15 protein-coding genes and 1 rRNA gene are annotated in these 20,553 nt (G+C 35.2%); 10 read left to right on the top strand and 6 right to left on the bottom strand.

Annotated elements, in window-relative coordinates:
- Positions 1-25 precede the first annotated feature (25 nt).
- Entirely contained in the window at positions 26-487 is a 462-nt protein-coding gene (gene ribH, locus DF185_RS20855; protein ID WP_110363316.1) for a 6,7-dimethyl-8-ribityllumazine synthase, read from the top strand.
- 95 nt (positions 488-582) lie between these two features.
- On the opposite strand, the gene DF185_RS20850 is transcribed toward ribH, so the two are convergent.
- The gene (locus DF185_RS20850) at positions 583-1,164 is read right to left on the bottom strand and encodes a thioredoxin family protein (RefSeq protein ID WP_110363314.1); all 582 of its coding nucleotides are present in this window, start codon (positions 1,162-1,164) and stop codon (positions 583-585) included.
- A 218-nt stretch (positions 1,165-1,382) separates the two neighbouring features.
- Here DF185_RS20850 and DF185_RS20845 point away from each other — a divergent pair, with 218 nt between their 5' ends.
- Positions 1,383-1,886, top strand: a complete 504-nt coding sequence (locus DF185_RS20845; protein ID WP_133250113.1) for a hypothetical protein — start codon at positions 1,383-1,385, stop codon at positions 1,884-1,886.
- Positions 1,887-1,987: 101 nt separating this feature from the next.
- On the opposite strand, the gene DF185_RS20840 is transcribed toward DF185_RS20845, so the two are convergent.
- Positions 1,988-3,172, bottom strand: a complete 1,185-nt coding sequence (locus DF185_RS20840) for an exo-beta-N-acetylmuramidase NamZ family protein (protein WP_207784717.1) — start codon at positions 3,170-3,172, stop codon at positions 1,988-1,990.
- A 178-nt stretch (positions 3,173-3,350) separates the two neighbouring features.
- On the opposite strand from DF185_RS20840, the gene DF185_RS20835 reads away from it, so the two are divergent.
- Entirely contained in the window at positions 3,351-4,592 is a 1,242-nt protein-coding gene (locus tag DF185_RS20835) for an ABC transporter permease (protein ID WP_110363308.1), read from the top strand.
- A 1-nt stretch (position 4,593) separates the two neighbouring features.
- Here the strand turns inward: DF185_RS20835 and DF185_RS20830 are convergent, their stop codons facing one another.
- Complete coding sequence (locus DF185_RS20830) at positions 4,594-8,052, bottom strand: PEP/pyruvate-binding domain-containing protein (protein WP_110363306.1); 3,459 nt, start codon at positions 8,050-8,052, stop codon at positions 4,594-4,596.
- A 219-nt stretch (positions 8,053-8,271) separates the two neighbouring features.
- On the opposite strand from DF185_RS20830, the gene gdhA reads away from it, so the two are divergent.
- From gdhA to DF185_RS20795, 7 genes are all read left to right on the top strand, one after another.
- A complete protein-coding gene (gene gdhA, locus DF185_RS20825; RefSeq protein ID WP_110363304.1) occupies positions 8,272-9,627 on the top strand; it encodes an NADP-specific glutamate dehydrogenase in 1,356 nt (451 codons plus the stop codon).
- 690 nt (positions 9,628-10,317) lie between these two features.
- The gene (locus tag DF185_RS20820) at positions 10,318-11,214 is read left to right on the top strand and encodes a CPBP family intramembrane glutamic endopeptidase (protein WP_110363302.1); all 897 of its coding nucleotides are present in this window, start codon (positions 10,318-10,320) and stop codon (positions 11,212-11,214) included.
- Positions 11,211-12,011 (top strand): class D beta-lactamase, encoded by an 801-nt coding sequence (gene blaOXA, locus DF185_RS20815; protein ID WP_110363300.1) that lies wholly within the window; start codon positions 11,211-11,213, stop codon positions 12,009-12,011. The genes DF185_RS20820 and blaOXA overlap by 4 nt, the downstream gene beginning before the upstream one ends.
- A gap of 27 nt (positions 12,012-12,038) precedes the next feature.
- Positions 12,039-12,524: a DUF2059 domain-containing protein gene (locus tag DF185_RS20810; protein WP_110363298.1), complete on the top strand. Its 486-nt coding sequence runs from the start codon at positions 12,039-12,041 to the stop codon at positions 12,522-12,524.
- A 91-nt stretch (positions 12,525-12,615) separates the two neighbouring features.
- The gene (gatE, locus tag DF185_RS20805; protein WP_110363296.1) at positions 12,616-14,589 is read left to right on the top strand and encodes a Glu-tRNA(Gln) amidotransferase subunit GatE; all 1,974 of its coding nucleotides are present in this window, start codon (positions 12,616-12,618) and stop codon (positions 14,587-14,589) included.
- Positions 14,589-15,971, top strand: a complete 1,383-nt coding sequence (gatD, locus tag DF185_RS20800; protein ID WP_110363294.1) for a Glu-tRNA(Gln) amidotransferase subunit GatD — start codon at positions 14,589-14,591, stop codon at positions 15,969-15,971. The genes gatE and gatD overlap by 1 nt, the downstream gene beginning before the upstream one ends.
- Positions 15,972-16,086: 115 nt before the next feature.
- On the top strand, positions 16,087-16,746 hold the full coding sequence (locus tag DF185_RS20795; protein WP_110363292.1) for an NUDIX hydrolase: 660 nt from the start codon (positions 16,087-16,089) through the stop codon (positions 16,744-16,746).
- On the opposite strand, the gene DF185_RS20790 is transcribed toward DF185_RS20795, so the two are convergent.
- The 3 genes from DF185_RS20790 to rrf all read right to left on the bottom strand — a co-directional run bounded on the left by DF185_RS20790 (position 16,723) and on the right by rrf (position 20,536).
- Complete coding sequence (locus tag DF185_RS20790) at positions 16,723-18,066, bottom strand: MltF family protein (RefSeq protein WP_165836090.1); 1,344 nt, start codon at positions 18,064-18,066, stop codon at positions 16,723-16,725. The two genes, DF185_RS20795 and DF185_RS20790, sit on opposite strands and share 24 nt — an antisense overlap.
- A 175-nt stretch (positions 18,067-18,241) precedes the next feature.
- Positions 18,242-20,218: a putative porin gene (locus DF185_RS20785; protein WP_110363288.1), complete on the bottom strand. Its 1,977-nt coding sequence runs from the start codon at positions 20,216-20,218 to the stop codon at positions 18,242-18,244.
- Positions 20,219-20,425: 207 nt separating this feature from the next.
- Positions 20,426-20,536, bottom strand: a 5S ribosomal RNA gene (gene rrf / locus DF185_RS20780).
- Between the last annotated feature and the right edge of the window lie 17 nt (positions 20,537-20,553).

Below are 20,553 nucleotides of genomic sequence, written 5' to 3'. Positions count from 1 at the left end.
AAATAATCGAAAAATAGATAATAAAATGAATACAATTGAAGGTAAATTAGTTGCTGAAGGTCTTAAGTTTGGAATCGTAGCAGGTCGTTTTAACGAATTTATTGGAAGTAAATTGTTAGGTGGTGCTTTGGATGCTATCAAGCGTCATGGTGCATCGGAAGATGATGTAGATGTTGCCTGGGTACCTGGTGCATTCGAAATTCCATTGATTGCTAAGCGCATGGTAAAAAGTGGAAAATATGATGCTGTAATCTGCTTGGGTGCTGTAATTAAAGGTTCTACTCCTCACTTCGACTATGTATCAAACGAAGTAACCAAAGGTGTAGCACATGTATCATTAGACTCAGAAGTTCCTGTAATTTTCGGTGTTTTAACTGTTGATACAATCGAACAAGCAATTGAACGTGCTGGAACAAAAGCGGGTAACAAAGGTTACGAAGCTGCAGTTTCTGGTATTGAAATGGCTAACTTGTTAAAGCAATTGTAATTCTACATTACAGATAAAAAATACTTCATACCAAAGAGTATAATAGTAAAGAGGCTATCTTTTGAAGATAGCCTCTTTGTATAAAGCTTATTTTTTTACACCAAATCACATGCATCTTCAGGCATCCAGTGTTTATCTTTCCCATCCCATTTTACATTGCAACCAATTGGGTTAGTCACTGGGGTTGAAATTGTTTTTCCATCCAAATACTCAATAATTGCCCTTTCCAGATCACGTACTGTAACTTTCGAAGTATCCTTTGGATTGTCAACCGCTCGTCCCGTATAGATTAATTCTCTCTTCTCGTTAAACAAATAAAAGTGCGGTGTTCTTAAAGCACCATAGCTAACAGCTACATCTTGAGTTTCATCATGTAAATAGACCCATGGAAAATCATTCTCTTCCATTCGGGTAACCATGTGGTCATAATCGTCTTCTTCATATGTATTTGGAGAATTGGAATTAATTCCAACAAATTCTACTCCATGCGGTATATACTTGTCTGCAATGGCTCTGGTATCCTCATCCGATCCTACAACATAAGGGCAATGATTACAAGTAAAGAAAACCACCAGCAATTTCGATGACTTAAAATCATTTAACTTATATCGAATACCATCTGTTGCTATCAAATTAAATTCAGGAGCTTTATCTCCAATTTCTAAGGTAAATGCCATTTCTTTCTAGTTTAAGGTTGTTACTCCCTTAAATTTACCGATTATTTTGATAAGTTCTAAATTATCAAGTCTGATTTTTAGCATTAATCTTCCATTAATTTAACATTATCTCCTCCCTTTTTCTCCTTTAATATTAACACACTTTTAATAGTGATTTTAGATACATAAGAGCTGTATTTTATAAACTTGCTATAACAAAACTCTAGAACGAAGATCGTATGGATAGTACTTTTAATCGGATGATAAAAGCAAATGATTTACATTCATTTCAATTGTCTGAAATATCAAAAAAATACGCACAGAAAGAGATTGATGCAAGTAGTTTGGTTTATTTAATGAGAAGAAAACTAAATTCTCTTTACCATCAGGATTTACGATTGATTAAACCAGTTTTGAATAGGTATCCTGATTTTTGGAAATCATTAGAGAAGTCAGAAAAAAATGCCAAAGCCTTTACAGGTTGGCTAAACCATATGAGAACTTTCTACAGTTTAATTGTGAATGATTCGAAATACAACAAAGTATTAATCAATAGCTCCATTAATATCTCAGAACTAAAGCATGCATACATTCTAATTCCTGAATTGCAAGAGGCTTATCAAAAATTACAAAAGTGCAGTTTAGAAAAAGACATAGCAATTAAACGCTTAAAGGTTTCGTCTCATGATTTGGAAGCTAGCAGTTCAAATCATGACTTCACAAACCACTATAGCTTTAAATAAGAAATCCCTTAGAAACAGGTCGTCGGGTTTGTCAATTAAGTCGATACTACTTTCCTTTCGCCACCGGCGCACCTGTTTCTGATTTTACCCGAATTATTCGTTTACTCCCAATCAGGATAAATCAGATATTCTTTACGAATGTTTTTAAATGCACTTAGATCTTCTTGCCAGCTTTCTCTAATTTCTTCCTCGCTCATCCCCTTTTCTAGTTGCAGTTTCAATTGATTGGTTCCTGCCAAGTTTCTAAAGAAAGCATTAAAGAATTTTGAATTGCCCTGAAGTTGCTGGTAAGCCGTGATTAAAAAAGACAAGTCAAGTGCTTTTCTGCTTCTAAAATCCTCCAAATTGTATTTACTCAAATCATAACCATAGCATACTTTACCTTTAAATTTGGGATATTTGCTTGCCCCAGGAATACTTCTTGGAGTAAATGAATAACCTTCATTCTTCATCTTCGGATGTCCGAAACATTGGAATGGAGAATCAGTTCCTCGTCCTGCACTTACAGGAGTGCCTTCGAAAAAACACAAAGATGGATACAAGGCAACCGAAAGTGCATTGGGTAAATTCGGAGATGGCTTAACTGGCAAATCATAAATTTGATTTCGGTCCCAATTTCTACAAGGAATCACCGTCAGATCACACTCTAAACTTCCCTTTAACCAAGCTTCACCATTAATCATTTTTGCGTACTCTCCAATGCTTAAGCCATAAACTACAGGAACTGGATGCATCCCAACAAATGAAGCGTATTTTTTTTCTAAGAGCGGTCCATCTACATAATGAGCGTTAGGATTTGGTCGATCTAAAACAATAAGTGGTATATTTTGCTCTGCGCAAATTTCCATCACATAATGCAATGTTGAAATGTAGGTATAAAAACGTACTCCCACATCCTGAATATCAAACACCATAATATCTAAATCCTGCACCTCCTCTTTGCTTGGCTTAAAATGTTTGCCATACAGAGAAACAATAGAAATACCTGTTTTAACATCTTTGCTGTTTTTAATTTTTTCTCCAGCGTCGGCAACACCACGAAATCCATGTTCAGGGCTAAATATTCTTTGAATTTTGATATTCTTGGCAACCAAAAAATCAATTAAATGCTGATTACCAACCAAGGAAGATTGATTGCCCACGACACCAACCGATTTGCCTTGAAGCAAAGGCAAGTAGTCCTGAATATTCTCAGCACCGGGTAATACTTTCAATTCACGCTGTTGTGCACAAGATGTACTCACCATAAACAAGCACATCAGAATTGTATATAAATAAGCTCTCACGATATGATTCTTTTCAATTTTAAATAAGATATAGCCGCCATAAATTTCTAAATTCTATTTGTAGAATATAGAAATTCATCAAGCTCCCAAAACATTCGCAACCAATTGCAAATAAAAGTAATTTTTAATCATATGAAATTACTACTTTTGTGTTAATCTTAACAAAAAGAATATCAATTTGAATCTGGAATTATTTATAGCTAAAAAAATTACCACTGGTGAAAAGGGCGAAAAGAAAATGTCGCGCCCAATTATTAAGATTGCCAAACTTAGCATTGCACTTGGTATTAGTGTTATGATTTTAGCTGTAGCCATTGTAACCGGCTTTAAATCTGAAATTACCAATAAGGTAACAGGATTTGGATCTCACATTCAGATTACCAACTACGATAATAATTCTTCCTTTGAAACTCAACCGATTGATAAAAGCATTATCGATACCAATCTGATAAAGCAAATTCACGGAATTAGACACATACAAGCTTTTGCTACAAAACCAGGTATTCTAAAGACCAAATCGGAGATTCAAGGTATTGTTTTAAATGGTATTGGAAAAGATTACGACTGGAGCTTTTTCAAAAAAAACTTGGTTGAAGGTGAAATATTTAAACTCGGAGAAAAGAAGAGCAATAAAATTCTGATTTCAGAGAAATTATCGAAGTTACTGCAAGTTAAAATTGGTGATAAAATATCAGTTTACTTTATCCAACAACCTCCTCGCGAAAGACGTTTTGTTATTTCCGGCATTTACAATACCGGAATGGAAGAATTCGACAAACTGTTCCTTATTGGCGATATGCGTCATATCCAAAAACTAAATGACTGGGAAGAAAATCAAGTTAGTGGATATGAAATTTTCATTGATGATTTTAATGATATATCAGAACTTACTTACTTGGTAAAACAAAGCACGGCAAGTTCTTTCACACAAGAAGGAGGCAGTGTAAAAGTTCGAAATATTCTAAGAAAGTATCCTCAAATCTTCAGTTGGCTCGATATGCTGGATCTTAATGTTTGGATTATCCTTTCATTAATGATTCTGGTAGCAGGTATCAATATGGTTTCAGGATTACTGATCATCATTCTGGAAAAAACCAACATGATTGGGATTTTAAAAGCACTGGGAACAGAAAACTGGTCAATCCGAAAAGTATTCCTTTACCAATCGAGCATGATAATTGGCAAAGGAATGTTATGGGGTAATGTTATTGGTATAGGCTTGTGTCTTTTGCAATATTATTTCGAAATCATCCCATTAGATCCTACCAACTATTACGTTGACACCGTACCGGTTAATCTAAAAATTAGTCATTTACTTTTATTAAATGTTGGAAGTTTAATTGCTACAGTTGCCATGTTGCTAATTCCATCCTATTTAATTACAAAAATTAGTCCGGCAAAAGCCATTAAATTCGATTAAACTATTTCTGCCAACTGGCAACCGCCAATCTTTTTTTACCATCCATTTTAATGCTTAATGGTTTGGCAAAACGTACATGCTTAACCGCTCCATATTCAGCTATCAAATCCTGTTTTCCAAGCAATTCGTAATCTACGAAGGAAGTCTCGGAATGATGATGAACAGAGCAATAGCCAATATTCATTGATGTTACATTGTGAAAAAAGTGTGAACCTGACGAAGCCTCCAAAGGGTAATCTGCAAAGCTGGTTTCTACAATCAGTTTAGCATTTGATATATCGTTCCATTTTACAGGAATCCCAATCCATTTGTCTCTTGTTCCCCACCTTCCCGGTCCAACCAGCACATAGTTCTTATTTTGCAATCTCATTTTCTCATTCACCGAAGAAATTATCGATGCAATTTCAAGAGTCATTTCCTTTTTGAATAATTCCGGAGCCACATAAATTACATCACTTACCTTATCAATCAAACCGTTGCCCATACTCATTTCGGAAAGTAAGATTAATCTATTTCTATCAACCTGTTCCAGATCAACATTATAATCATCAATATTTCCGATTAAAGGTTTTATTTGCAACAAATAAAAAGATGCCCTTCCTGTTTTATCTTTTGTCAAATCAACTGCAAATTCAATTTCTATTGGCGACCCCATTGCCTCTTTCACAATATCCAAAACCAATTCTATAGTTTTGGCCAATGGAATGTAATCGTACTTAAGAATATTGGCGAAGTTTACAATTCGCGGTCCATAAGCATCCAGTCCTGGACTAATTGTATCGTTAACCGAATTGTAGACAGAAGCACAATGAGTAAGATTTCCATGCTCTTCTGCATCATCAATATCCAGACGAATTAAACCGGCAGTTTCGCCCTCCAATAAGTCAACATCCTTCTTCTTCAGGTCAACGGCATAAAATTCAACCTGCGAATTTTTGAACTGATCTTTAGGCGAATTGTTCTCGATAGTTGGAAAAACTGGAGAAAACCTACAAGCCTTCTCTCCATCCACCACATATTTTCCCAAACCTACAGCAATTACAGCATATCCTTCTTCGGGTTTCATATGCCCGTAAGGGTAATAATTGTATGATTGGGCTACACCTGAAATATGCGGATAGAAAGTATCCTCATATCGATTACCTACCACTTCCTGAATAACAACGGCCATTTTTTCCTCTTCAAGCTTGTAATTTAAAGCCTGAACATTAGCGCGTGATTCCTCAGAAAAAATAGAAGCATAAACCAATTTTATGGCATCCGTAACCTGTTTTACTCGTTCATTCAAATCAGGATGATTGTTAGGAACCAAATAGGTTTGAAAAACTCCTGCCACAGGCTGCAACAAAGAATCTTCAAATAAACCGGAAGAACGAATGGCCAATGGTTGATCAAAATTCATCAACATGATCCTGATTTTCTGCACCAATCTTAATGTAAGATCCGAAGCCAAGAACAAACGCTGTACTTCTTTATAATCTGGCAAATCTTTGGTTCTATCCAATAAATTATTTCTATCAATAAACGATTCATATTCGTCAACACCAATTACTGCAGTCATTGGAGCTTTAATATTGATATCCTTAATGTATCGACTTAAGTCAAGATTAAAAAGCATTGAATTGATGAAAGCCAAACCTCTTCCCTTTCCTCCCAATGAACCTGTTGAAAGCGTTACAATATTATTCGCATTAAGCACTTGATCGGAATTGAACTCTACAACCTTTCCTTTGTTCTTCTCATTCCTATAATTCTGAATCACATTAATCAGATAGTCGCGAACATCTTCGGCCGATTTAAAATCACCGATATTATACGGCGCAATCATTTTTGCAACGCGTATCTCTCCTCGCGCCATCAACCAAAGAGAGAAGTGATTTTTATTGGCATGATAAACCAAAGATTCTGCAGGAATATGATACAGATACTCTTCAAACTCTCTCAAAGATTTTGCTGTAGCAATTTCATTGCCATCAGCATCTTTATATACAAAATCGCCAAAGCCCAAAAACTGTCGGATAAACAAACGAATATCATGACGCAGTGTTTCGGAATTTTTGTTGATAAAACTGCACTTTAAATTAAATGCATGAGCAGCATTGGTAACATCCGAAGATTGCAAGATTACTGGTAGATTTGGATATTCATTCTTTATTTCCTTCACCAATTGTATTCCAGCATCTTCTTCGAACACTCCTTCTTTTGGGAACTTTACATCCGAAATTAAGCACAATAGAAAATCCTTAAACTTGTAATAAATATTCATAGCATCTTCGTAATTTGAAGCCAGTAAGATTTTCGGACGAGCTCGTAATCGAAGTATCTTGTATTGAGCATCTGTACTTACATCATCGATAATTCTTTGAGTTTGTGCCAATACACTCTGATATAGCATAGGCATATATCGTGAATAGTATTTGGCCGAATCTTCCACCAAAAGAATTACGCGAGAAAGTCCAATTTTCGTATCATTCTCAACATTTACTTTGTCTTCCAGTGATTTGATCATTGCAAAAAACACCTGCGATTCTCCGTTCCAAACAAATATTTTATCCACCGTTTTCAATTCGGTTCGCTGTTCTTCAAAAAGAGCAATATCCGCATCGTTGTTTAGCAGGAGGAAAATCGAGATGTACGGAAACTCACTTTTAATCTTCTCACTATATTCTATCGGAGTTTTCTTATCTACCCCAACCATCAGGATAATCATATCAAAGTGCTTGCTGTGCAACTGTTCCATGGTTTCCTCCAAGGTTGAAACTCCTGTTACACGTGGCATTGAAGTCAAATTCAACTGCTGATATTCCCCTGAAATTTGCTCGGCAAAACGCCCTTCTCTCTCAATACAGTAGGCATCGTACAGGTTAGCAACCAGCAAAATCTCCTTCACCTTAAATGGCATTAAATCATGATAAATATCCCGATCAGCATTATTCTTGTTTAGGAAATTCTGAAGCAGTTTTCTATTGGTAACTGGTACGTAAGGTCCAATAATTTCCTTTTTTTCCTCGCTCTTATATTGTACCTTTGATAAAAGCTGCTTTCCCGTTTCACTATTGATATATCCAACAATAATGCTCGCCAAATTCTCAATCAAGTGCCTCTCCTCCTTTAAGAAAGGGCCTTCATCCAAGCTTGGAAACTTTTTTACATAGCAAATCTCAATTCTTCCACTCTTGTTGTCAATGGTCATGAATTCCTGAGTCATGGTCCATTGTGATAATCGAAAACCAGAACTCAAATACTCCTGTCCATCGAAAATAATTCGTGCCACTGTAAATTCGGGATATTGCCATGCCTTAGGCAGTATAAAGCAGATCTGTTGAAGGGTATCTTCAATAGATTTTCCTTCCTTTATTATTCCTGTAGTTTGATTAATTGCAGCTAGTTCTTTTAGTCTTTCAATATTCTCCGCAATAATCCTGTTAATTCCTTGATTTTTATCGGATTCTGAATTCATAGGTTTAGGGCTTACGTAGATACAATAAAAATAAAGTGCCAAAATTCAATATTTATGCACTAATAATGGGCTCTCTTAAATTTAATGAATTTAAACGAATTCTAACACCTTGACCTTGAATGAATTCTTTCATACCTTTAATAATGTAAGCGGTTATCCAAAAGGCTGTTTACTAATTGCACCCAGAATAAATCATGTCTAACTTAAACTTTTTGCATCATGACAACCATGTTCAAAGCCCCATCCAGTAAGGAATTTATGGATAATTTAATTAGTAGAACACCTGGTGAGATAGAATTTCATCAAGCAGTTCACGAAGTTGTTGAATCCCTAATGCCATTTCTGGAAGAAAATCCTAAGTACAAAACCGCTAAAGTTCTTGAGCGTATTTCAGAACCCGAAAGAGTAATCATTTTTAGAGTTCCATGGGTTGATGATAAGGGAGAAATCCAGGTAAACAGAGGATATCGCGTTGAAATGAATAGTGCAATTGGACCATACAAAGGAGGTCTGCGCTTTCACCCAACAGTAAACCTGGGAATCCTTAAGTTTTTAGCATTCGAACAAGTATTTAAGAACAGCTTAACTACGCTGCCAATGGGTGGTGGTAAAGGTGGATCTGATTTTGATCCTAAACAAAAATCCGATGGTGAGGTAATGCGCTTCTGCCAGAGTTTTATGACAGAATTATCGAAACACATTGGACCAGACACCGACGTTCCTGCAGGAGATATTGGTGTAGGCGGGCGTGAAATTGGATTCATGTTCGGTCAGTACAAGAGACTTCGCAATGAGTTTACCGGAGTTTTAACCGGAAAAGGTTCCGAATGGGGAGGAAGTTTAATCCGCCCTGAAGCTACTGGTTATGGAAATGTTTACTTTGCCGAAGAAATGCTTAATGCCAAAGGCGACAGCTTAAAAGGTAAAATTGTTACCGTTTCCGGATCTGGAAACGTAGCCCAGTTCACTGTTGAAAAAGTAAATGAATTAGGTGGAAAAGTTGTTACTCTTTCCGATTCTTCAGGATTTATCTATGATCCGGATGGAATTGATGAAGAAAAATTGACCTATGTAATGCGTTTGAAAAACATTAAACGCGGAAGAATTGAAGAGTATGCTAAAAAGTACAAGGTAGGTTATTTCCCTGGCGAAAGACCTTGGGGAGTAAAATGTGATGTTGCCTTACCTAGTGCTACTCAAAATGAAATTAACGAAGAAGAAGCAAAAACTCTAATTGAAAATGGTTGTATTTGTGTTTCCGAAGGAGCAAATATGCCATCTACCCCAGAAGCCATAGAGGTTTATTTGGAAAATGAAATTCTATTTGGACCGGGTAAAGCTGCCAATGCTGGTGGAGTTGCTGTTTCAGGACTGGAAATGTCGCAAAATGCAATGCGCATAAGTTGGACTCGCGAAGAAGTTGACAATCATTTAAAGCGCATCATGAAAGACATTCATACAACTTGTATAAAGTATGGTAAAACTTCGAATGGATTTGTAAACTATGTAAATGGAGCCAATATTGGCGGCTTTGTAAAGGTTGCCAATGCCATGATTGCACAAGGAATCGTATAAATTGATTTGTAATATTTAAAATGAGCTTGCTTCGTATTTGGAGCAAGCTTTTTTTATTTTTTGTGGCTATTATTCAAAAAATAAAACTTCCTTAACCATCTGTTTTACCAGTACGAGCTGCCATTGTTTACGTACGACCTGCCAAAATCTTTGTCCGACCTACCAATGTTTCACTATTTGTTAATAAGTGCGCCGTTCGACCTGTCATCTGCATCGTTCGTTCTGCCATTGGGTGTCTTCGTGTTAATAAGTGCACTGTTCGACCTGCGACCTGCATCGTTCGACTTGCCATCTGCAAGCTATTTGTTGATATCCGCGCGCTCATTGTTAATAAGTGCAGTGCACTTGGTAGAAAATAGTTTGCTTTTCTCAGGTCGAAAGACACAAATGGGAGATATGATTGCGCATTTGGCAGGTCTCTCGATACTTTTTCCAAGTATAAGGATTACATGAACAGGAATGCCAAAGCAATTGACGGGTCAAAGAGCTTAACTATCAACTCGGATACAAACACTGGTAATATTCTTATCAAAGTATTAAGGAATGAGATAAGTAATGATATTCAGGAGTGATCGTAATTGAATTTCTACCAGCTGATTGTTTCAGATAAAAATGTATTTCTTAAGTAGAAGCTAACATGTTTAAAATTATTCTGTTAATTTTAAACAGCTTAATCAAATCCCATACAAAATGATCCAAATCAACTCAAATCCAGCCATCAAACAAGGTTGGCTACGTGCCATTCTAATAATAATTCCATTCATAATATTTACAATTACATTCCTGCTATTAGGAAAATTTATTGGCAATTTAATTCTTGATTCACTTATGAATGAATCTACTGTGAGTCAGGAAATTATTTCCAAGAGTAAAATGTTATTCTCTCAATTTTTTGGCACTATTGGAACATTGCTTATTGTTTGGATTTTCACTCGATTTATAGATCGAAAAAAACTAATCGATCTGGGTTTCTCGCTTAAAAATAGAGGCAAAGATATTCTATATGGTCTTCTAGCGGGCTCTTTACTAATAGGAATAGGATTTGGAATCCTATGGATAAATGGTAATCTAACTATTACAAATATTAATTTTAATTTATTCAATTTATTTCAAAGTGTTCTTATTTTCTGTTTCGTATCTCTAAACGAAGAAGTAATTGTGCGAGGCTATATTCTTCCAAACTTTATGGATTCAATGAACAGATATCTGGCTTTGATTCTATCATCCTTAATTTTTACAGCATTGCATTTAATGAATCCTAACGTATCATTTTTAGGAATTACAAACATCTTTCTTGCTGGAATCCTATTGGGAATTGGATATATTTTCACCAAAAACTTATGGTTTCCGCTCGCCTTGCATTTTAGCTGGAACTTTTTTCAAGGACCAATTTTTGGTTTCGAAGTAAGCGGAACAGAAAGCGATACTTTAATTTCTCAAACCATTACAGGCAATGAAATTCTTACCGGAGGTAAATTCGGCTTTGAGGGATCCTTACTTGCCAGCATACTATGTACTGCATGCATTATCTTATTTTGGTTTATTTACAAAAAGCAGGATTATAAATTGTTAAAACCAACACGATGAAAAAGGTTTTATTCTTATTCATTTCCTTAATCTTCTTTGCTTGTACGAAGCAACAAGAATCCATTCTTGATAGCTACAACACAAGTGACCTAAAAGAAATATTTGAACAGAAAAAAGTGAATGGTTGTTTTATTATTCATGATTTTAAGAATAATAAATCATTGACATATAACTCTGAACGATTGGATTCTGCTTTTCTTCCTGCATCTACCTTTAAAATCATCAATTCGATGATTGCACTGGAAACAGAAGTAATTAAAGATGAAAAGGAAATCATTGAATGGGATGGAAAAAAACGATTTATCGAATCTTGGAATAAAGATCACAACTTGGCATCAGGAATTAAAAATTCTGTTGTTTGGTTTTACCAGGAATTGGCAAGAAAAATTGGTGTAGAGAGAATGAAATATTGGGTTGAAACAGCTGGTTACGGGAATAAAAACATTGGAGGAAAGATTGATCTTTTCTGGTTGAATGGAGATATCAGAATCACACCAAATCAACAAATCGAATTCCTAAAAAAATTGTATTTAAACCAATTGCCATTTCAAAAGAAAAATCAGGAAACTGTAAAAAAGATTTTACTTGTAGAACAAACAAATGACTATTCAATTAGAGCAAAAACAGGATGGGCAGCACGCATAGCGCAAGAAATTGGTTGGTATGTTGGTTATCTCGAGAATAAGGACAATGTCTACTTTTTTGCTTTAAATATGGATATCAATTCATCTGGTGAAGCCAAATATCGAAAACAAATTACAACAGATATCCTAAAAGTTTTAAATTTGAAACAATAATAATCTACTAAACCAAAATACAAAGCAATGAAAATCATAGGAACCAAGGTATTTTTCTTGATGCTGCTTTTTACAGCGAGTACTTGTTTTGCCAATAAAGGTGTAAATGACGATGAATATGCGAAAGATGTAAAACATCTTTTTCAGGTAAATGGATCTGCGAATAGCTTCAAACAGTCGATCAAAACCATGATTGAACATTTTAAATCGCAAGAATCAAATGTCCCTTCAAGTTATTGGGAAAAAACGGAGGAAGAATTTCTAAAGACTTCCTTTGATGATTTATATAATATGATTGTTCCCATATACCGAAAAAATCTATCACATGAAGATGTAAAGGCAATGATCGCTTTTTTTGAATCGGCTGCTGGTAGAAGAATTGCTCAAAAAACTCCTGCCATAACCGCTGAAAGTATGCAAGCTGGTATGATTTGGGGACAAGAAATCGGGAGAAAAATTCATGAAGATATACAAAGCAAGGGATTTAAAATAAGATTACCTTTCACTCCATAATTTATTTGATTTTTGAACTGTAAACCTGTCATTTATCATTTCTTATGCAATGAATAATATGTACATTTTGGGGTTACTAATTTAACCCGAAATGAGTACTAAAATTACACCCAAACAAAACTATGAACTCACCCGACAACAAATTGGCTATATAGACAGAAGGCTCGCCACGCCTGAAGACTATCGTAGAATTGGATTTAAGTCGGGTTTAGAAGTTCATCAACAACTTGCCACAAAAGAGAAGTTGTTTTGCCATTGCCCTTGTGGCGTATTTCAAAAAAATGGAGATTACGATGCCGAAGTAATTCGCCACATGCGACCTGCCATGAGTGAATTAGGTGGATACGATGGAACAGCTCTTATGGAATTTAAAACCCGTAAGAATATTATTTATCGAATCAACAACGAAACGGCATGTACTTACGAAGTTGACGACACTCCTCCGTTTAAAATTAACCCGGAAGCATTAGAGATTGCTCTAAAAATATCTTTGCTTAGCAAGCTGAATGTGGTTGGCGAAGTTCATATCACACGAAAGCAATATTTGGATGGAAGTATTCCTACCGGATTTCAAAGAACAGCAATTCTTGGCGTAAATGGTCATATTCAACTTCGAAATAAAAAGGTAAACCTGATACAACTTAGTATAGAAGAGGATTCGTGCCGAGAAATTGCAGATGTTGGTCACGAAAGATGGTACAAAACCGATCGTTTAGGGATGCCATTAATCGAAACGGTTACCGCTCCTGAACTGGTAACGCCAGATGAATTGAGAGAAGCAGCTGAATACATTCGTTTCTTAAATAGAAGTACAGGTTTGGTTAGAACAGGAATGGGCGCTGGACGCGAAGATGTAAATGTTAGTTGCCGAGGTGGCTCAAGAGTAGAAATAAAAGGAGTTGCACACAACAAATGGATTCCAGAACTTTCTCACAACGAAGCATTCCGTCAATGGGCTTTGCTGCATATCAGAAAACTATTATTGGAAAGAACAACAAAAGAGAAGTGGCAAGCAAGTCATCTGGAATTAGATCCTCATGAATTTAAATTTACTTACCTGCCTTTGGTTGAATGCAAAGAGAAAAAACATAAAATCATTGCTATCAACATTCCTGATTTTAAAGGATTCCTTTCTCATTTTACTCAACCCGATCAGGTTTTTGCTGACGAGATCTCTCAAAGATTAAAGGTGATTGCTTGTATCGAAAAGCCAAACATGATTCATTCGGAACAAGAAGATTTAAGCATTTCTGATCATGATTTTGCAACTATTCGCACATATCTTAATGCCAAAAATAATGATGCACAAATCATTATTTGGGGACCGGAAGAGGACATGGAAACGGCAATTGAAACAGTAATTGAACGCTGTGAAATGATTTTTGATGGCGTACCTAACGAAACCAGAAAATCATTTCCAGATGGAACAACCATATTCGAAAGAGTTCTTCCTGGCGCCGATAGAATGTATCCTGATACAGATTCTTGTCCAATTCCTTTATCTAATGAATACATTGAAAAATTGGGTAAAGATTTGCCTCAAGATATATCTGAAAGAATAGAATTACTAAGCAAATGGGGCGTACCTGCCGATGCTTACCATTTCATTCTAAGTAAGAATATTTTCCCTATAATTGAAGAAATTTGCGAACGCTTTAAATTCGATCCTAAACGTGTTGCCATCTTCTTTGGTCATACCTACAAGAATATTGTTGGAAAACAAAAAACACATACCGATTTCAATTATCGAAAACTGATAGGATTATTTAAATTCATACGCGAAAAAGGTCTGCACATTAATATTGCAAAATACTTACTTCCAATATTGTTCCAACATCCAAGTATGGAATTTAATTCTATGCTCACAGCTTTAAAATTTAAAAAACGAAGTTTGGATGAATTGGCTGCTCCAATAGATTTCTTAGCTGAGAAATACCGTGATATCAGAAAAACGGATGATAAAGAAGAAGCTGCAAACTGGATTATGGGACAACTGCATAAGCAAGCTATTGGTAATATTGAGTTAAGAGATTTAAGAGAAATCATCGATAAACGATTACAGTAATGGAAGATCTTTTTCAAGGATATAAGGGTGATGCTCTGGAAACCCTCAAAAAATATAATGTAAGAGTATGGGGAAAAACTCATATTGTAACAACCAGAGGTGAATTTGATGGCACAATTTTACCACGTGCCGAAAATGATGACGATCAACATATCGTTTTAAAAATTGATACTGGCTATAACATTGGGATTAATATTACTACCATAAAGGAAATGAAGGAAACAGGCTATAAAAAGGCCAATTACAAAGTTCCAGAAAAAGAATTTCCTTACACAGAAGGACAGCCAAAAGTGAAACTATTTGGTACAGGAGGAACCATTGCTTCTCGCCTTGACTATAGAACCGGTGCCGTTATTCCAGCCTTTTCTCCAGGCGAATTGTATGGATCTGTTCCCGAATTGGCAGACATCTGTAACTTAACTACGGAAAAAGTTTTTGCCGTATTTAGTGAGAATATGGGACCGCAACAATACATTTCTTTAGCTATTGCCATTGGAAAAGAAATAGAAAATGGAGTTGATGGAATTATCATTGCTCATGGAACCGATACTCTACACCATACTGCCGCTGCATTAACGTATATGGTTCAGAATTTACCTGTCCCTGTTGTTTTGGTTGGTTCCCAACGATCATCAGACAGACCTTCTTCTGATGCAGCCTTGAACCTAATGCATTCTGCCATTGCCGCAGGTCATGGAGACATAGCCGAAGTAATGGTTTGTATGTTTGGTCCAACTTCTGATGAATATGGATTCCTTCACCGCGGCACTAGAGTTCGAAAAATGCATTCGAGTTATCGTTCAACTTTTAGGACTTTAGGAGACACTCCATTGGCAACTGTGACAAGAAAAGGTGTTCAGGCAATTAAGAAAAAGTACAATCATCGCCGAAAGGACAAGAACGTTAAAATTCTTCCTTATTTCGAAGAAAAAGTAACCATCCTTTACTATTATCCCAACATGCAACCAGATATAATTGATGCATTGGTTGATTGCGGATACAAAGGAATTATTATTGCTGGAACCGGACTTGGCCATGTTAATAAGCCAGTTTATCCAGCTTTAAAACGAGCAGTTGAAAAAGGCGTACATATCTTCATGACAGTTCAAACACTTTGGGGCTATACTCATATGTTTGTTTACGATACTGGTAGAGATTTAATGGCAATGGGCGTAGTACCTTTGGATAATATGTTACCAGAGGCTGCATACATTAAATTGGGTTGGGCTCTTGGTCAAACCAACGATCGACAAGAGGTAATCGATATCATGGAAACACCTATTAACGATGAAACCACAAAACGAGAACCTTACAATGGATATTTGCTTTACCAGGGAGGTGTACCTGAGGTAGAACAATTTGTTAAGAAATTTAGAAAGTAATTTGAACCCGGTGTTTAGCCGGGTTTTTTAATGAATTTCAGTAAAGTTTAATCTTTTTTTGACAGCTTGGGGAAACTTTATTTCTATCTTTAAGTAAGATTTGAAAAAGGATTATATGAGTTTATTAGATACTACATTTGATTTAGAACAATTCACACAACAATTAAATAATGAGCTAAATAATGGTCTTCCAGGATTTGATGCTCAAAAAATAATGTCTCCTTCGATTCGTGAACATGCTCTAAAAAAAAGTGATCCTTCGATCGCCAGAGACAGTAGCGTCCTATTACTCTTCTACCCGAAAGATGGTCAATTGTACCTACCATTTATCAAGAGAACCTCAGGTAATACCAGTCACAGTGGACAAATTAGTTTACCTGGCGGAAAGTATGAAGAAAGCGATTCCAACAGAACTGTTACTGCAATTCGTGAAACCAATGAAGAACTTGGTGTTGATTGCAAAAAAATTAAAATATTGGGGTTCTTAACTGAATTGTATATTCCTATAAGCAATTTTATGGTACTTCCTGTTTTAGGATATTGCAAGCAAAGACCAGAATTCAAAATCAGTCCATTTGAAGTAGAAGAAGTCATCGAGATGCCTGTTCAGCAATTGCTCTCTAAAGAAAATATTTCAGAATTCAGTTTTACAAAAAATGATCTTACAATAAACGCCCCATATTTCGATGCCAAAGGACACAAGGTATGGGGAGCTACTGCAATGATTTTATCTGAATTACGTGAGATATTCTTAAGAGCTGGCTTGATCCGTTAAAGCCATATTTTTGTAGTGTTTGTATCGATCAAGAATCTTAATTACATACCAATATGGTTCCTGACCACGGCAATATCCATATTTCACAACCGGATCATTGAAGAATTCAGGTTTCGATTTATTCAATAAATAATAATCAACACTACCCTTCCATTGATCAGGATCTTTTCCATTCTTTTGAGCTAATCTTCGAGCATCAAGAATATGGCCTAAACCAACATTATAAGAAGCCAATAAAAATTCTAATTTATCAGTTTTATCTCCTAATGTCTTATCGAGCTTAGCTTCTAGATATTTTAAATGCTTTACACCTGCTTCAACATTTTCCTGAGGAGTTGACAATGTATCTACATCGTATCTATATGCTGTTTCCGGCATTAATTGCATTAAACCAAAAGCACCAACCCATGACCGTGCTTTAGGATTAAAGTTTGATTCCTGATAAACCAAAGCCGATAACAATCGCCAATCCCAATCAATCAGCTTTGCGTTCTTCTTTAGTAAATCATCATATTCCGATATCTTACCACTCTTTAAAGTAAAATATTCACTCTGAAGCATCTCTTCAATTCTGCTACTTTTAAAATATCTTCTGTAGATGATTTTATATTCTCTCGTTTTTTGGAAATCGATTAACCACATATTAATATCCTTAGTAAGCTCATCTGTTCCCTTACGTAAGGCCCAAGCTAAATTTTGAGGCTCACTTAAATGAGTTCGAATATCAATATTGGGATAATAGGTTTGATTTACCATTGCGACATTTTCATCGGCAATTGTATAGGAAATCTCTCTGTTTGCTACTTTAGAAATTAATTCCTCTACCTCCATTTGATTGACAGGAACAATTTCAATATCATTATCTCCTACATTAGATATTCTATTCAATCTTTCTTCAAATGAAGATCCTTTAGGCACGTGAATTTGTTTCCCAAATAATTGTGATTTTTCACTGACATATCCTACTGGTCGAATCGAATCATTAATCTGTATTAATACTTGGCGTGATTGACTGTGCGGAACGGTAAAATTAAAATTCTCCACTCTATCTCCAGTTACCGCCAAATTCATACCTAGTAAATCTACATCGCCACGTTCTAAAGCATCGAAAGCAGAAACCAAATCATTGCTTACGGTCAACTCAAGCTTAACATTCATATGTTTGGCTAAAGCTTTCAGCATTTCATACTGAAATCCCATAGTTCTACCTTTGTATATAAAATAGTTAGTAGAATTATAATCGGTAATCACTCTTAGTTTGCCACGCAGCTTTACATGCTTCAATTCTACAATGGGTTTCTCTTGCATTTGCAACTTCACAAGCTTTCGTTGTTGGTTACATGTTTGCAAAAACACCATGAAAATCAAAGGTATAAGTAGCTTTATGTATTTAAATTGCGACATAAAATTCTCCCTTCCTAATATTAAATTAGAAATAAACAGGTCTTAAACCAAGAATTATTTGATTTATATTCTTGGTTCCTTTTAAGAATTCTTAATTGTAAAAAGTCCAAATTAAGCCGTATTTCAGCATAGACGGATTGATTGGATAATGAAGTGCTGAAAAATAGTTTTTACTTCCAATAGAAGCGTTTGCATGCTCATACATTACAAATAAACGTGTTCTTTTTATTCTAAAATTAAAATACACATTTACCTTAGGATAATCCCCAAGTTCCTTTTGATTCTGTAAAAAGAACTGCCCCGTTGCAGGCATATAATTTGGAGCATAAAAACTTGTATTATAATGTATCGATACACCAGTTTGTATGCCTAGCGCACCATTAAAGAATTCATTTTTATAATAATTATTACTATAGATTGATAAAGTTGGAAGAGGTAAAAGTTTCTCATTTGAACTATTTTGACCAACCAAGCTTTGGTTTAGATAAAAGTTACCCAACTTGAAATTTTTCTGCAAATACCCTGTTAGAACAGAAATTCCACTACTTGCTTGTTCTGGTGTTGCTTGCAAACCAAAATAAGTGTAATTATCTATCTGACTGAATTTTGCACCTATTTTAAATCTATATTTCTTATTAAAATATTCGACACCAACACGCAATTCTGTTTCTTTGTCAAGATTTAAATCCTCCCATTGCTGATGATTCCCATAATACTTGTCCAAAATATAATTTGGAGTAGTTGATTCCAGTCTCCCTGAAAGCTTAAAACCATGCCCAGAATTCTTTTCACCAAACCATTTGGTTAATTGATAATCCAAATCATAATCATTTTGGCGATATCCTTCGAAAACATATTTACCAACTGCTTTCCAGTTTACAGATTTTCCAGATAAGCTAAATAAGCTTGCAACAAGTTGATTATTGTGAATATTTTCATCTTTTTGCTGCCAAGCATATTGAGATACATTTCTTCTAAGATTATATTTCAAGAACTCACTTTCGATTCCAAATCTTGCTCCTAAGCGAATCCATTTGTTTTCATTTTCATTAAAAACAATTTGAAAAGTATTCTTAACCGATGATTGCTCAACCTTATCAAAGGTCGAGTTTTGATTTAAGAAAATGTTAGAGTAAAACTCCTTATTTAAATTTTCATCCTTAAACTGCCAACTATTTTTCTCGTAATTGAGTGTATATAATAAATCAATAGCATACGAATAAGTTGTATCTTCTTCAATTACTATTTCTCTTTCCTTACCAATACCATAGGAATTATTCATAAACAAATTAAAATTTGTCAATTTAGATTTTCCCTGACTTAAGTTTACTTGTATATTTTGAGCTTCTTCATCACCTTTAGTGATTAATGTATCGTTTACAATTCCTCCATTCTCATTCGCACTAATACGATTCATATTTAGAACCATATTCATTCCATAATTTCTCTTCTTATAGCTAGAAAAAATTGTTAGGTCGTACAATTTAGTTTTTTGATTCTGATACTGACCATCACTAGAAATTAAATCATACTTTATACCAGTGTTCCAGTTCGGTGAAATATTTTGAGTCTGTAAAGCTCTTAATAAGTTTTCAGATTGTCCCTTAGGTCCACCTGTTTCATAAAATAATCTAGTATAAGGAGTCGTTGTATTAAAATAAACAATATCCTCAGGTTTGTCCATATATGCTCTATAGGCATCGAAAAACAGAAAGCCATCCTTTTCCCTATCAATATATATATTGCTTTGATAGGCTGATCCTAAATTTCCCAAATATGAATTAGAAATGCTCCTTTTAAAGATCGGATTGTAGTTTTGAATTTCTCCAAGTACTGTATCCAATTTGAATTCTTGGACTGAAGAATTCATATCTGTAAGTTTCCATGTTTTAATTACAGATTCAACATTGTAACCTAAACTATCCAACATCTTAGAATCATCCTTCTTTGATTGTTGAGACATCGATTTTCCATCAGGTCCAATACTAGCACCAGATAATTTTCTTTGTGCAAAAGAAATTGTGCTTAGTCCAAATACAAGAGCTAATATTATGAAATATTGTTTCATAGTGTACAAAGATATACAAACTGAGACGAACTTAAACAGATTGTTTGAAAATATAGGTTAAAAAACCTTAAGCGTGAGTTAATGAATCTAAATTCAAGGTAAGCGGAAGTTTATTCAAACTTCAAATATTTTAATTTAGATATCGATTTATAAAAATCAGAGCATATAAAAAAGAGTCTTACTCCTGTTGGAATAAGACTCTTTAAAGGTTGGCGTCGACCTACTCTCCCACATCTCTGCAGTACCATCGGCGCTAACGGGCTTAACTTCTCTGTTCGGAATGGGAAGAGGTGGAACCCCGTCGCTATAAACACCTAAAATCATTGTTGACTCTT

The sequence above is a fragment of the Marinifilum breve genome, from assembly GCF_003202155.1.
In the GTDB taxonomy this organism is placed as follows: Bacteria; Bacteroidota; Bacteroidia; order Bacteroidales; family Marinifilaceae; genus Marinifilum; species Marinifilum breve.
Note: the sequence above shows the minus strand (reverse complement) of the source record. Positions and strands in the feature narration are given on the sequence as shown.

Bases quoted from the DNA above. Each gene is read 5' to 3' on its own strand.
- ribH (WP_110363316.1), top strand. From the start codon at position 26: ATGAATACAATTGAAGGTAAATTAGTTGCTGAAGGTCTTAAGTTTGGA.
- DF185_RS20850 (WP_110363314.1), bottom strand. From the start codon at position 1,164: ATGGCATTTACCTTAGAAATTGGAGATAAAGCTCCTGAATTTAATTTG.
- DF185_RS20845 (WP_133250113.1), top strand. From the start codon at position 1,383: ATGGATAGTACTTTTAATCGGATGATAAAAGCAAATGATTTACATTCA.
- DF185_RS20830 (WP_110363306.1), bottom strand. From the start codon at position 8,052: ATGAATTCAGAATCCGATAAAAATCAAGGAATTAACAGGATTATTGCG.
- gdhA (WP_110363304.1), top strand. From the start codon at position 8,272: ATGACAACCATGTTCAAAGCCCCATCCAGTAAGGAATTTATGGATAAT.
- DF185_RS20820 (WP_110363302.1), top strand. From the start codon at position 10,318: ATGATCCAAATCAACTCAAATCCAGCCATCAAACAAGGTTGGCTACGT.
- blaOXA (WP_110363300.1), top strand. From the start codon at position 11,211: ATGAAAAAGGTTTTATTCTTATTCATTTCCTTAATCTTCTTTGCTTGT.
- DF185_RS20810 (WP_110363298.1), top strand. From the start codon at position 12,039: ATGAAAATCATAGGAACCAAGGTATTTTTCTTGATGCTGCTTTTTACA.
- gatE (WP_110363296.1), top strand. From the start codon at position 12,616: ATGAGTACTAAAATTACACCCAAACAAAACTATGAACTCACCCGACAA.
- gatD (WP_110363294.1), top strand. From the start codon at position 14,589: ATGGAAGATCTTTTTCAAGGATATAAGGGTGATGCTCTGGAAACCCTC.
- DF185_RS20795 (WP_110363292.1), top strand. From the start codon at position 16,087: ATGAGTTTATTAGATACTACATTTGATTTAGAACAATTCACACAACAA.
- DF185_RS20785 (WP_110363288.1), bottom strand. From the start codon at position 20,218: ATGAAACAATATTTCATAATATTAGCTCTTGTATTTGGACTAAGCACA.